Annotated in this window: 10 protein-coding genes; 6 read left to right on the forward strand and 4 right to left on the reverse strand. The window is 74.3% G+C overall.

What is annotated here, in order from left to right:
• Complete coding sequence (ligB, locus tag KB893_RS16365) at positions 1–1,674, reverse strand: NAD-dependent DNA ligase LigB (RefSeq protein WP_246505731.1); 1,674 nt, start codon at positions 1,672–1,674, stop codon at positions 1–3.
• 137 nt (positions 1,675–1,811) lie between these two features.
• Here ligB and KB893_RS16370 point away from each other — a divergent pair, with 137 nt between their 5' ends.
• The 6 genes from KB893_RS16370 to KB893_RS16395 all read left to right on the forward strand — a co-directional run bounded on the left by KB893_RS16370 (position 1,812) and on the right by KB893_RS16395 (position 9,154).
• Entirely contained in the window at positions 1,812–3,278 is a 1,467-nt protein-coding gene (locus tag KB893_RS16370) for an NAD(P)H-hydrate dehydratase (protein WP_211926826.1), read from the forward strand.
• A complete protein-coding gene (gene tsaE / locus KB893_RS16375; RefSeq protein WP_211926825.1) occupies positions 3,275–3,742 on the forward strand; it encodes a tRNA (adenosine(37)-N6)-threonylcarbamoyltransferase complex ATPase subunit type 1 TsaE in 468 nt (155 codons plus the stop codon). The genes KB893_RS16370 and tsaE overlap by 4 nt, the downstream gene beginning before the upstream one ends.
• 107 nt (positions 3,743–3,849) lie before the next feature.
• The gene (locus KB893_RS16380) at positions 3,850–5,325 is read left to right on the forward strand and encodes an N-acetylmuramoyl-L-alanine amidase (RefSeq protein ID WP_211926824.1); all 1,476 of its coding nucleotides are present in this window, start codon (positions 3,850–3,852) and stop codon (positions 5,323–5,325) included.
• 55 nt (positions 5,326–5,380) lie between these two features.
• Positions 5,381–7,213 carry a DNA mismatch repair endonuclease MutL gene (mutL, locus tag KB893_RS16385; RefSeq protein ID WP_211926823.1) on the forward strand — a complete coding sequence of 611 codons (1,833 nt, stop codon included), beginning with the start codon at positions 5,381–5,383 and terminating at the stop codon, positions 7,211–7,213.
• A gap of 61 nt (positions 7,214–7,274) precedes the next feature.
• A complete protein-coding gene (locus KB893_RS16390; protein WP_246505732.1) occupies positions 7,275–8,231 on the forward strand; it encodes a DUF1684 domain-containing protein in 957 nt (318 codons plus the stop codon).
• A 2-nt stretch (positions 8,232–8,233) separates the two neighbouring features.
• Positions 8,234–9,154, forward strand: coding sequence for a TraB/GumN family protein (locus KB893_RS16395; protein ID WP_211926822.1), 921 nt, complete (start codon positions 8,234–8,236; stop codon positions 9,152–9,154).
• A gap of 2 nt (positions 9,155–9,156) precedes the next feature.
• Here the strand turns inward: KB893_RS16395 and KB893_RS16400 are convergent, their stop codons facing one another.
• From KB893_RS16400 to KB893_RS16410, 3 genes are all read right to left on the reverse strand, one after another.
• Positions 9,157–10,101 carry a DegV family protein gene (locus tag KB893_RS16400; RefSeq protein WP_213173900.1) on the reverse strand — a complete coding sequence of 315 codons (945 nt, stop codon included), beginning with the start codon at positions 10,099–10,101 and terminating at the stop codon, positions 9,157–9,159.
• Between the two features lie 97 nt (positions 10,102–10,198).
• Positions 10,199–11,494, reverse strand: coding sequence for an NTP/NDP exchange transporter (locus tag KB893_RS16405; RefSeq protein ID WP_211927386.1), 1,296 nt, complete (start codon positions 11,492–11,494; stop codon positions 10,199–10,201).
• Positions 11,495–11,525: 31 nt separating this feature from the next.
• Positions 11,526–12,437: an aldo/keto reductase gene (locus KB893_RS16410; RefSeq protein WP_211927385.1), complete on the reverse strand. Its 912-nt coding sequence runs from the start codon at positions 12,435–12,437 to the stop codon at positions 11,526–11,528.
• Positions 12,438–12,457: the final 20 nt, after the last annotated feature.

The following is a 12,457-nucleotide window of genomic DNA, read 5'->3' on the forward strand; positions in this document are numbered from 1 at the left end:
TCAGAAGCCGTCGATCCCGGCCGCGCGCAGCTGCGCGGCCAGGGCGAGGACCTCGGGCGCGGCGAAGAAGGCCCGCAGGTCCCGTGCCCGCCCGGCGCCGATGCCGGGCCGGCGCGACCACTCCTCCGGCGACAGCGCCGCGCGCGCGGCGAAGTCGCCGTCCACGCTGTCGAAGCCGGGCGGCGCACCCAGGGCGCGGAGCCAGGTCTGCAGCGGGCGACTCCGCGCGGTCGCCGCTGCCTCCCGCAGGCGCTCGGGGGCGTCGGGCGTGGGCTGCAGCCAGGCCAGCAGCGTGTCGAGCTGGCCGGCCTCGATCATCCGCCGCCATGTGCCGGTGCCGACGCCCCGCAGGTCCAGCGCGTCCGACAGCCATTCCGCACGCGCCAGGAACTGCCGGCGGCAGCCCGGCGCCGGCGTCCAGCAGGTCAGCAGGCCGTAGCGGTGCGGGTCCGGTGCGGCGACGGGTTTGCGCGCCTGGGCGCGCCACGCCACCGACTCCAGCCGCGGGACCACGCCGCCCGCGGCGGCCACTTCGACCGTGTCGCCGGGCAGCACGTCGAGCGCCCGCCAGCGGGCGACGGAGCCGAGGCCGACGCGGCGCACGGTGCGGTCGTCGATGCGCACCGGCTCGAGCTCCAGGCGCGGGGTGATGCGTCCGGTGCGGCCGATGCCGAAGTCGACCGCGCGGACGGTGGCCAGAACGCTCTCCGGCGGGTACTTCCAGGCCACCGCATCCCGCGGCGGTGCGTGGTCGTCCGCCTGCACCGGCTGCTCGCGGTCGCGGCGCAGGACCGCGCCGTCGCTGGCGAAGGGCAGGGCGCCGACATGCCAGCGCTGGCGCTGCGCACGGGCGGCGGCCATGTCCGCGACCGCCACCGTCAGGCGCACGACGTCGGCGAAGCCCATCGCCTCCAGCGCGCGCATGCGCTCGCCGACGCCCAGGGGACCGGCGGGCCAGTCCCAGGCGAAGAACCGGATCCCCGCGCGGGCGGCGGCGTCGGGTTCGGTACGCGCCAGCGCCCCCGCCGCACGCGCGCGCAGCCCGGCGCCGCCATCGCGGGCCTGCGCATGGCCATCGGCGTGCCAGTAGAGCTCGCCCTGCACGACGAGGGTCGGCGGAGCGTCCTGCAGCGCGCGCGGGACCCGCGACAGCGCGAGCACGCGTCCGGTCCAGTCCTGCCCGGTGCTGCCGTCGCCGCGGCTGATCGCCCGCCGCAGCCGTCCATCCCGGTAGACCAGGGTGACCGCGACGCCGTCGACCTTGGGCTGCATCCACACCGGCGCATCCGTCTCGTGCAGCCAGGCCTCGATGCCGCGCGCGTCGCGCTTCTCCAGGCCGCGCTGGGCGAATGGATGGACATCGCTGCCGCCTGCTTCGGCGAGCGCGTCCGGCGCCGCTGCGCCGGGGGCGAAGCAGGCGCGCCAGTGCGCCTCGCGCTCGCGGGCCTCGTCGTAGACGGCGTCGCTCACCAGCGCACGGCCGTCGCGGTGGTAGGCGGCGTCCCAGTCGGCCAGGCGCGCCACCAGTGCAGCGCGTTCGCGCCCGGCGGTGGCCGCGTCCCATTCGGGGCAGTCGGCCGCGCGGCCCGCGACGGTGGCGAAGAGCATCGCCGCGACGGCACCGGCGCGGGCGAAGCGGGCATACGGGCGGGAGAAGCGCGTGGATGTCGTCATGGCGTGCTCCGGAACGGCCGTGCCGGAGCAGCCTAGGCGCGCCGGTCGGCGGTCTCGTCGCTGTCGCAGCGCGCGCCCCGGTAGGAAAACCGCGCTCGGGCGGGCGGCAGGCGCGCAGGCCTCGCTAGAATCGGGACATGACGATCGGCCAGCCTCTCTACCCGCGCGCGGCGGTCCAGCAGCTCGACCGCGCCGCCAGCGCACGTCACGGCGCCACCGGGCTCATGCAGCGCGCGGCGCATGCGGCCTGGATCCTGCTGCGCCGTCGCTGGCCATCGGCGCGGCGGCTCTGCGTGCTCTGCGGCCCCGGCAACAACGGTGGCGACGGCTATCTGCTCGCCGCGCTGGCGCGCGCGCAGGGCTGCGAGGTCGACGTGGTCGTTCTGGACGAGGAGGCGCCGCGGAGCGAGGCCGCGCGCGCCGCCCGCGCGGAGTGGGGTGGGGCGGTGTCTCCGGCGCAGGACGCGGCCGATCGCCTGGCGCAGGCCGACGTGGCGATCGATGCGCTGTTCGGCATCGGCCTGGCCCGCGCACTCGACGGCGTTGCGGCGGACCTGGTCGCGGCGGTCAATGCGGCCGGATGTCCGGTGCTCGCGCTGGACGTGCCTTCCGGGCTCGACGCCGATACCGGCGCGACGCCCGGCGCCGCGGTGCGCGCGGAGCTCACCGTCGAGTTCATCCTGCCCAAGCGCGGGCTGCGCACCGGGCGCGGGCCCGCGCTCTGCGGGGCGCTGCACCTCGACGGTCTCGGGCTGGATTCCGCCGAACGCGGTCGCGCTGCGTCCGCCGCCCGTCTGCTGCTGCCGTCCGACATCGGTCGCTGGCTGCAGCCGCGGCCGCGCGACGCGCACAAGGGCCAGAACGGCCACGTGCTGTGCATCGGCGGCGACCACGGCACCGGCGGGGCGCTCGCGTTGTGCCTGCGCGCGGCCCTGCGCAGCGGTGCGGGCTACGCCAGCGCGGCGACGCGCGCCGAGCACGTGCCGGCCCTCATCGCGCTGCAGCCGGAAGCGATGGCGCGAGCGGTCGGGGAGGGCGGCGATCTCTCGCCGCTGCTCGAACGCGCCGACGTCCTCGCCCTCGGGCCCGGCCTCGGCAAGGGCGACTGGGGCAGGGCGCTGTACGCGCGGGCGCTCGCTGCGGGCCTGCCGCTGGTGGTCGACGCCGACGCGCTGAACCTGCTCGCGGAAGCGCCGCAGGCGCTGCGCGATGCGGTGCTGACGCCGCACCCGGGCGAGGCGGCGCGCCTGCTCGGCTGCGACACCGCGGCGATCCAGGCCGATCGCCTCGCCGCCGCCGCGGAGCTTGCCGCGCGCTATGCGAGTGCGGTGATCCTGAAGGGCAGCGGCAGCGTGATCGCGGCGCCGGGGCGCGAGCCCTGCATCGTCGGCGCCGGCAACCCCGGCATGGCGGTCGGCGGCATGGGCGACCTGCTGACCGGCATCGTCGCCGGCCTGCGCGGGCAGGGGCTGGAGGCCTTCGACGCCGCCTGCTGCGCAGCGTTGCTGCATGCCGCGGCCGCCGACCTCGCGGCCGCGGCGGGCGAGCGCGGGCTCCTGCCCGGCGACGTGCTCGACCCCCTGCGCCGGCTGGCCAATCCATGAGCGGCCGCTTCGTGCTTGCCGATCCCGCGGCCACCGATGCGTTGGGCCAGGCGCTCGCGCGGGCGCGCCCCGAACAGGGCGTGGTCTATCTGCGCGGCGACCTCGGCGCGGGAAAATCCAGCCTGGCCCGGGCGCTGCTGCGGGCGCTCGGTGTCACCGGCACGATCCGCAGCCCCACCTATACGCTGGTCGAGCGCTACCCGCTCCCGGGCGACGGCCGCGAGGCCCTGCACCTGGACCTGTATCGCATCGGTGCGGCGGAGGAGCTGGAATTCCTGGGCCTGGACGATGCGGTGGCGGAGGCTGCGCTGTGGCTGGTCGAATGGCCGGAACGCGGTGCCGGCCTGCTGCCGCCGGCGGATCTGGACATCATGCTCGCCCCGCGGGGCGAGGGTCGTGTGGCCGAGTGTGTTGCGATGGGTCCGCGAGGCGCGGGGTGGCTCGGGCGCGTGAAATGGGCGTGAGTTAAAGCCCGAATCTCGCCGGAATTCGAGGAAAGATCGGCAGGTTACGGATTCCTAAGGCAAAAGCATGTTGCGTTCCTCCCGGGGCGGTGATTCAATCCCGGCCCATGCGCCATGTCCTCCGTTCCCTGCCGATCCGGGTTGCCGCGTCAGTGGCGGCCGCAGCCTGCTTCCTGGCCGCACCGGCGCAGGCCGGCCAGGTGCGCACGCTCCACGTGGTGGACGTCGAAAGCCACACCAGGGCGGTGCTCGAACTCGACGCCAGCGCCGAGTACACGGTGTTCACCCTGCAGAACCCGAGCCGCCTGGTGGTGGACCTGAAGGCATCCTCGCTCGCCAGCGGCTATCGCGCGCCCGCGCCCAACGGCGTGGTCACCGGCGTGCGTACCGGCACGCCGACGGAAGGCGACCTGCGCGTCGTGTTCGACCTCGCGGCCGACGTGCAGCCGCGGAGCTTCCTGCAGAGCGAGGGGGGCACGCCGCAGCTCATCCTGGAACTGCGTCCCACCGGCACCGGCGCCGTCGCCGCCGTGGCCGAGGCCGCCGCGAGCACGGTGGGGGCGGCGGCGGCCGTGGCCGCACCCGCCGCCGCGGCGGTGGCGCCGGCGGCGACCGCGCGTACGATCGAGGAGATGTTCGGCTCCAGGCAGCGCGACCTGGTGGTCGCCATCGACGCCGGGCACGGTGGCAAGGATCCCGGCGCGCTCGGTGGTGCCGGGACGAAGGAGAAGAACGTCACCCTCGAGGTCGCGCGCGAGCTGGCACGGGTCGTCGACGCCGAGCCCGGCATGAAGGCGATGCTGACCCGCGACCGCGACGTCTTCATCCCGCTGCAGGAGCGCTACCGCAAGGCGCGCGCGGCCAAGGCCGACATCTTCGTGTCCATCCATGCCGACGCGTCGCCGCACGAGACGCCGTCGGGTTCGTCGGTCTACGTGCTGTCGCACCGTGGCGCGTCGAGCGAGGCCGCGCGCTGGCTTGCCGACCGCGAGAACGCCGCCGACCTGATCGGCGGGGTCAAGCTCGACGGCAGCGACGGCGTGCTCGCCTCGGTGCTGCTGGACCTGTCGCAGAGCGCCACCATGAAGGCGTCCGACGACGCCGCGCAGCATGTGCTCCAGGGCCTGCGCCGTCTGGGCAAGACGCACAAGTCGAAGGTGGAGTACGCGAACTTCGTCGTCCTGCGCTCGCCGGACGTGCCCTCGATGCTGGTCGAGACCGCCTTCATCAGCAACCGCGACGACGAGCGCCGGCTCAACGATCCGGCGCACCGGGCGCGTCTCGCGCAGGCGCTGCTCGGCGGTATCCGCGAGTACTTCACCGCGCAGCCGCCGCCGGGCACGCTGTTCGCGGCGCGCGCCGAGGGCAACGGCGGCGCGGGCATCGAGCGCGACTACCTGGTCGCCCGCGGCGACACGCTGTCGTCGATCGCGGCGCGCTACGGGGTTACCGTGTCCAGCCTGCGCGCGGTCAATGGCCTGAGCGGCGACACCGTGAAGATCGGTCAGCGCCTGCGCGTGCCCGCCCGAAGTGGGCTGCCGGTCGGCGGCACCTTCGCGGGCGCCGGCGCACCTCCGGGCTGAGGCCGGCCGCCGTCCTGCGTTTGCTATCCTGCGGCGCCGTTCGCAGCGCGCGCCCGTGCCGATCCGAGCCCTCCCCGATCTCCTGATCAACCAGATCGCCGCCGGCGAGGTGGTGGAGCGGCCTGCGTCGGTGGTCAAGGAGGTCGTCGAGAACGCCATCGACGCCGGTGCGCGCCGGATCGACATCGAGCTCGAGGAGGGCGGCATCCGCCTGATCCGGGTGCGCGACGACGGCGGCGGCATCGCGCCCGAGGAGCTGCGGTTGGCGGTGTCGCGGCATGCGACCAGCAAGATCGCCTCGCTCGACGATCTCGAGTCGGTCTGCACCCTCGGCTTCCGCGGCGAGGCGCTGCCCTCGATCGCCGCGGTGAGCCGGTTCGCGCTGACCTCGCGCCCGACGGACGCCGGGCACGGCGCGCGGCTGGAGATCGACGGCGGCCGCGGTGGCGACATCGCCCCGCACCCGCACCCGCCGGGGACCACCGTCGAGGTGCGCGAGCTGTTCTTCAACGTCCCCGCGCGGCGCCGCTTCCTCAAGAGCGAGCGCACCGAACTGGGCCACGTCGAGGAGTGGATCCGCTGTCTGGCGCTGGCGCGGCCCGAGGTGGAGATCCGGCTCGTCCACAACGGCCGCCAGACCCGCCACTACCGGCCCGCGCGCGATCCCGCCGCCAGGCTTGCGCGGGTGGCGGAGGCGCTCGGCGGCGAGTTCGGCGGCGCCTGCCTCGCACTCGAGCAGTCGACCGCGGACGAACTGCGGCTGTCGGGCTGGATCGGCCTGCCGACCGCCTCGCGCAGCAGCGCCGACCAGCAGTACCTCTTCGTGAACGGCCGCGTGGTGCGCGACCGCACCATCGGCCACGCGATCCGCCAGGCCTACGCCGACGTGCTGTACCACGGCCGGCATCCGGCCTACGTGCTGTTCCTGGAGCTCGACCCGCGCCGGGTCGACGTCAACGTGCATCCGGCCAAGCACGAGGTGCGGTTCCGCGATGCGCGCCGCCTGCACGACTTCGTCTACCGCACCCTGTCCGAGGCGCTGGGCGCGACGCGGGCGGGGCTCGCGACGGCGGCGGCCGCCACGCCGTCCGGCACGGAGCCAGCTCTTCTCGCGGGCGCGGGTACGAGCGGCATGGGCTGGCAGGCGCCGCGTCAGGCCGGCATCGCCCTCGGTGTGCGCGAGCAGCTGGCGGGGTATGCGGCGCTCTACGGACGCGGCGACGCCGATGTCGCCGTGGCCGAGCATCCGCCGGCGCCGGGCGCCGTCACGGCGGCGCCGTTGCCGGAGGCGGACGACACCGCGGCGCCCCCGCTCGGTTTCGCCATCGCCCAGCTGCATGGGGTGTTCGTGCTCGCCGAGAACGAGCAGGGCCTGGTGCTGGTCGACATGCACGCTGCGCACGAGCGCATCACCTACGAGCGCCTGAAGTCGGCGCAGGACGGCATCGGCATCCGCAGCCAGCCGCTGCTGGTTCCGGTGGCGCTGGCGGTGAGCGAGCGCGAGGCGGAGGCCGCCGAGCAGCACACCGACGCGCTGGCGGCGCTCGGCTTCGAGATCCGGCGCGCAGGTCCGCAGGCGCTGTCGGTGCGCGCGGTGCCGGCGATCCTGGAGCAGGCCGACGCGCGCGGCCTGGCGCTGGACGTGCTGTCGGACCTGGTCGAGCACGGCACGACCCGGCGCATCGAGGAGGCGCAGAACGCACTGCTCAGCACCATGGCCTGCCACGGTTCGGTGCGCGCCAACCGGCGCCTGTCGCTGCCGGAGATGAACGCCCTGCTGCGCGACATGGAGGCGACCGAACGCTCCTCGCAGTGCAACCACGGTCGCCCGACCTGGGTGCAGCTGTCCAAGGCCGAGCTCGACCGGCTGTTCCTGCGCGGGCGCTGAGCCGGCCCGGGACGGACGCGGTGCCGGTATGCTGCGGGTGGGGATGCGACGGGGGATTACGATGACGGGAGCGGGCAGGCGCGCCGTCTGCGGGCTGCTGGTCGGCGTGCTGGCCGCGCTGGCGGGCTGCCGCGGCGACGAGGCTGGTGCGCCGACCAGCAGCCAGGGCGACAGCCGCGAGCGCCAGGCGCACCGGCTGGACGTCGAGCAGTGGCGCGCCGAGCGCCTGGGTGCGCTGCACCGGCCCGACGGCTGGCTGGCGCTGGTCGGCCTGCACTGGATCGAACCGGGCGGTCACTACGCCGGCAGCAGCGGCAGCAACGGGATCCGGCTCGCCGCGGGTCCGGCGCACCTGGGCCTGTTCGACCTGCGCGACGACGGCCGCGTATGGTTCACCCCCGATCGCAGCCGGCCCGATGTCCAGCTCGACGGCAAGCCGGTGCGCGGGCGGGTGGTGCTGCGCACCGACCGCGACGGTGCGCCGGACGTCCTGCGTATCGATGGCGGCCTGGTCAGCGCGATGCTGATCGAGCGCGGCGGCCGCATCGCCCTGCGCGTGCGCGACGCGCGGGCGGCGCAGGCGAACGCGCTCGCCGCGATCCCGCACTTCGAGGTCGATCCCGCTTGGCGCATCGTCGCCCGCTTCGAGGCACATGCGCCCGGCACGACCCTCGAAATCGTCAACGTGCTGGGCGCCACCGAAGCGATGGCCAACCCGGGCCGCGTGCTGTTCGGGAAGGACGGGCGCGAGTACGCGCTGGAAGCGCTGGACGAGGGCGACGGCAGGCTGCTGCTGATCGTCGCCGACCGCACCAGCGGGCACGACAGCTACGGCGCCGGCCGTTACCTCGGCGCGCCGCGTCCCGATCGCGCAGGGCGGACGGTGCTGGACTTCAACAAGCTCGAGAACCCGCCGTGCGCGTTCACCGACTACGCCACCTGTCCGCTGCCGCCGGCGGCCAACCGCCTGGATCTCGCCATCACCGCCGGCGAAAAGCGCCTGCCCCGGAGCCACTGACGATGAACACCCGCCCGCGCCTCCGCCTCGGCCTGTGCTGGCTGCTGCTCCTGTGCATGGCGGGCGCCGCGCAGGCGCGCCAGGGCCCGCCGCAGCCCCTGCTGTGGAGCGTCGAGACCGGAGACCACCGGGTGTGGCTGCTGGGTTCGATCCACGTGATGCGCGCGGACGATTATCCGCTGGCGCCCGTCGTCGAGCGTGCCTTCGCCGATGCCGAGCACGTCGTGTTCGAGGTCGATCCGGGCGAAGCGCTGTCGGCCGCGACGGCCCCGCAGATGCTCGCCGCCGCCCAGGCCGGCCCCGGGGAGTCGCCGGCGCAGCTGCTGGGGCCGCGCGACTACGCGCGGCTGCAGGCCGTCGCCGCCGGGCAGGGGGTGGCGCCGGCGCTGCTGGCCGGATTCCGGCCGTGGTTCGTGAACCTGTCGCTGGCGCTTGCCGCGGCGAGCCGCAGCGGGCTCGACAACCAGCTCGGCCTCGATGTCGTGCTGATGCGGCGAGCCCTCGCCGCGGGCAAGGCGACCTCCGGGCTCGAGCGCGCGGCCGACCAGATCGAGGCGATCGCCGGCGCGCCGCTCGACGAGCAGCTCGTCGCGCTGCGGCGGGTGATCGAGGAGCCGTCCCTGCTGCAGGACGACGTCCGTCGCCTGCATGCGCTGTGGCGGGCGGGCGACGTCGATGGCCTGCTGGCGTCGGTGGAGGCCGAACTGGGCGAGCAGCCGGAGACGCTGGAGCGGATCAACGCCGACCGCAACCGCAAGTGGCTGCCGCGGATCGAGGCGCTGGCGCGAGCTGGCGAGGGCGACGTCCTGATCGTCGTCGGCAGCCTGCACCTGCTCGGCGCGCACGGCGTGGTCGAGGGGCTGCGCGGGCGCGGCTGGACGCTGCGCCGGGTCGAGGCGGTGCCGACGCTCGCCACGCCCTGACCTCAGGCGACGAAGCGGGCGTCCTCGGCGGCGAAGCCCACCACCAGGGCGCCCTTGCCGACGTTGACCATGCCGGTGAGGCTCATCACGCTCTCCAGCATCTCCACGCCGTGTTCCGCGCAGGCCGCGCGCAGGCGCGCGTAGCCGGGCAGGGCGCGCATGCCGTCGAGCGCGCCGCCGTAGCTCAGGCACAGCGTCGGCGTCAGCAGACCGGCGCGGATGCGCTGCACGGTGAAGTCGAACAGCTTCTCCACCGCCGGCTCGAAGCCGCGGATCTTGGCGACGGGACCGGTCTCGCCCTGGTTGCAGTGCAGGACCGGCTTGATGTCGAGCGCGCTGCCGAGCGCGGCGCTGACCAGGCCGACGCTGCGGTCGCCCTTGGTGCGGGCGCGGGCGCGCAGGTAGTAGAGGTCGCGCGGGATCATGTAGCCCTGGGTCCGGGCGGCCACCTCCTCGAGGCGGCTGCGGATCCGCACCGGGTTCTCGCCGGCGTCGCGCAGCCGCACCGCCTCCGCCGCCGGCACGCCCTGCGCGGCGAAGATGTTCTGGGTGTCGACGATGCGCAGGGCGAACGGCGAGGCATGGCCGGCCGCCAGCCGCGGGGTCTTGTAGTCGTTGAGGATGGCGAAGCTCGCCTGCTGCGCGTTCTCGAAGATCGGGCTGCGGGTGCGCGCGATGGTCAGGCAGAACACGTAGTCGTATTCGGCCACCAGCCGCTCGAGGAACAGCGCCTTGATCTGCTCGGCGCCGTAGGGGACGGTCTCGGCCTCGGCGCCGCGTTCGGCGACGTGCGCATCGAGGAACTCCAGCGTCGCCTCCTCGTCGCGGTGGTCGGCGAAGGTCGCCCCGCCGATGCGCACCGTGATGGGCAGGATCGTGATCCCGTTGCGCTGCAGGTAGTCGAGCGGCAGGTCGCAGGCCGAGTCGACCACGATTCCGATACGCATGAAGTCCCCCTAGGCCTGGTTCCGGCGCGCCCCGCAGTGGCGGCGCGCAGGATAGCGATGTGACGGGGGCCACACATGCTGCGCTGCGGTGCCGTGTTCAGACGCCGTCAGGATTGGGCGCCGGCGCGTCCCGCCGCCGGCACGATCGCGCCAGCGCGCCGCCGGTCGCCGCCCACGCCAGGGCGAGCCCGGCGCCGGCCAGGGCCGCCACCGCGGGGTGCTGCGAGAGCGCGTCGACTCCGGCCTTGGCCCAGCCGCTGACCGCGTCCGCACCGCGGTAGACCACGGTGTCGATGAAGTTCTTCGCCTTGTACTTGCTCGCCACCGGGACGAGGGTGAACAGCATCTCGCGCCCCGGTCGCACCAGCGCGTACTCGCCGGCGCGGCGCACCACCATCACCACCGCCAGCACCGCGAATACCGGGGCGAAGGCGAGCCAGACGAAGCCCGCGGCCGCCACCAGGGGCACCGCGACCAGCAGCACGCCCACGCCCAGGCGCCGGGCGATGCGGCCGGTCACGAACAGCTGGGTCAGGATCGCCAGCGTCTGCACGATCGCATCCAGCGTGCCGAACACCCGGGTCTGTGCGTCGGGGTCGGGGAAGCTCGCCTCGACCAGCCGCGCCTGCTCGAAGTAGAGGAAGGTGCTGACGCTGGCCAGCAGCAGCACGAACAGGGAGATGCCCAGGAGATAGGGCGAGCGCGCGACGTCGCCGGCGCCGGCGAAGGGACTGCCGCCGAGCGGGCGCGAACGCGCGGTGGGTTCCTGTTCGGGCAGCGGATGGCGGTCGCGCCAGCGCTGCAGGGCGCTCGCCGCGCCGGCGGAGGCGAGCAGCAGGCATAGCGACAGCCACATCAGCCCGGCATGGCCGAATGCCCCGACCAGGCGGATCGCCAGCAGCGGCCCGAGCAGGCCGCCCGCGCTGGCACCGGCGGCGACCACGCCGAACAGACGACGCGCCTGCTCGACGCTGAAGAGATCGGTGAGCACGCTCCAGGCGACCGAGATCGTCAGCAGGTTGAACACCGACAGCCAGATGTAGAACGCCCGCGCATTCCAGGCGTTGCCCGGATCGATGCCGAAGGCCACGGCGAACGCGGCGAGATGGCTGCCGAAGAAGGCGTAGGTCCACGGCAGGATCCTGCGCCGGCGCACGCGCGCGGCGATGGCGCCGAACAGCGGCATCGCCGCCAGCATCGCCACGAAGGTGCCGGTGAACAGCCACTGCAGGTTGTCGACGCCGCCGGCGATGCCCATGGTCTCGCGCACCGGCCGCAGCATGAAATAGCCGGTGAAGAGCAGGAAGAACATCGCCGCGCCCAGCAGCACCGCGGGGAGCTCGCCGCGCCGCGCACCCAGCGCGCGGGCGACGGGCGCGACGAGGCCGGTCATGACGCGCGCGAGTCCCCGGGCGCCCGCGCGATCATCGGAACATCCCGATCAGTTCCTGCCGCTGGGCATCGGACAACAGGTCGCCGCTGCCGGCCTGCAGGTTGTCGCTCTGGCGGTGCGGCTTGCCGGTCGCGGGGATCACCACGGTGACGGCCGGATGGCTCAGCGCGAACTTCAGGAACAGCTGCGCCCAGGAGGTGCTGCCGATCTCCGCCGCCCAGCCCGGCAGGGGTCGGTCGCGCACCTTCGAGAACAGCTTGCCGTCGTCGAAGGCGCGGTTGACGATCACCGCCACGCCCAGTTCCTCGGCGACGGGGAAGACCGTCTCGGCCGCCTGCGGCGCCGTCACCGAATAGTTGATCTGCAGGAAGTCGGGCTTCTCCGCGCGCACGACGCGCACCAGTTCGTCGTGGCCGCTCTCGAGGTAGTGGGTCACGCCGACGTAGCGGGTCTTGCCCTCCGCCTTGAGCTCGCGCGCGTAGGCGAGCTGCGTCTGCCAGGCGCGGAGGTTGTGGATCTGCAGCAGCTCGACGTGGTCGGTGCGCAGGCTTCGCAGCGACTGCGCCCATTGCGCCTCCGCGGCGGCGCGGTCGTCGGCGGCGATCTTGGTGGCGAGGAAGCAGTCGTCGCGCCAGCCGCCGGCCTCGAGCAGCGCGCCCAGGATGCGGTCGGCGCCCTGGTAGTTCGGCGAGGTGTCGATGAGCCGGCCGCCGCCTTCGAAGAACCGCTTCAGCACCTCCTTCAGCGCCTCGTACTCGGCCGAGCCCTGCTCGACCGCGAAGCTGCCCGAGGTGCCCATGCCGATGACCGGCAGCGGCTGGCCGCTGGCGGGGATGCGCCGGCTGCGCATGGCGTCGGCGGAGCCGGCGGCGAACGCGGGGCGGAATGCGGCGCCGGCGGCGGCGAGCGCGCCCAGGGCCAGGAACGAGCGACGTGACGGCATGGCGGGACCCTCCTCGGCTG

It is taken from the genome of Coralloluteibacterium stylophorae (genome assembly GCF_018122625.2).
GTDB lineage: Bacteria > Pseudomonadota > Gammaproteobacteria > Xanthomonadales > Xanthomonadaceae > Coralloluteibacterium > Coralloluteibacterium stylophorae.

Bases quoted from the DNA above. Each gene is read 5' to 3' on its own strand.
- ligB (WP_246505731.1), bottom strand. From the start codon at position 1,674: ATGACGACATCCACGCGCTTCTCCCGCCCGTATGCCCGCTTCGCCCGC.
- KB893_RS16370 (WP_211926826.1), top strand. From the start codon at position 1,812: ATGACGATCGGCCAGCCTCTCTACCCGCGCGCGGCGGTCCAGCAGCTC.
- tsaE (WP_211926825.1), top strand. From the start codon at position 3,275: ATGAGCGGCCGCTTCGTGCTTGCCGATCCCGCGGCCACCGATGCGTTG.
- KB893_RS16380 (WP_211926824.1), top strand. From the start codon at position 3,850: ATGCGCCATGTCCTCCGTTCCCTGCCGATCCGGGTTGCCGCGTCAGTG.
- KB893_RS16390 (WP_246505732.1), top strand. From the start codon at position 7,275: ATGACGGGAGCGGGCAGGCGCGCCGTCTGCGGGCTGCTGGTCGGCGTG.
- KB893_RS16395 (WP_211926822.1), top strand. From the start codon at position 8,234: ATGAACACCCGCCCGCGCCTCCGCCTCGGCCTGTGCTGGCTGCTGCTC.
- KB893_RS16400 (WP_213173900.1), bottom strand. From the start codon at position 10,101: ATGCGTATCGGAATCGTGGTCGACTCGGCCTGCGACCTGCCGCTCGAC.
- KB893_RS16405 (WP_211927386.1), bottom strand. From the start codon at position 11,494: ATGACCGGCCTCGTCGCGCCCGTCGCCCGCGCGCTGGGTGCGCGGCGC.
- KB893_RS16410 (WP_211927385.1), bottom strand. From the start codon at position 12,437: ATGCCGTCACGTCGCTCGTTCCTGGCCCTGGGCGCGCTCGCCGCCGCC.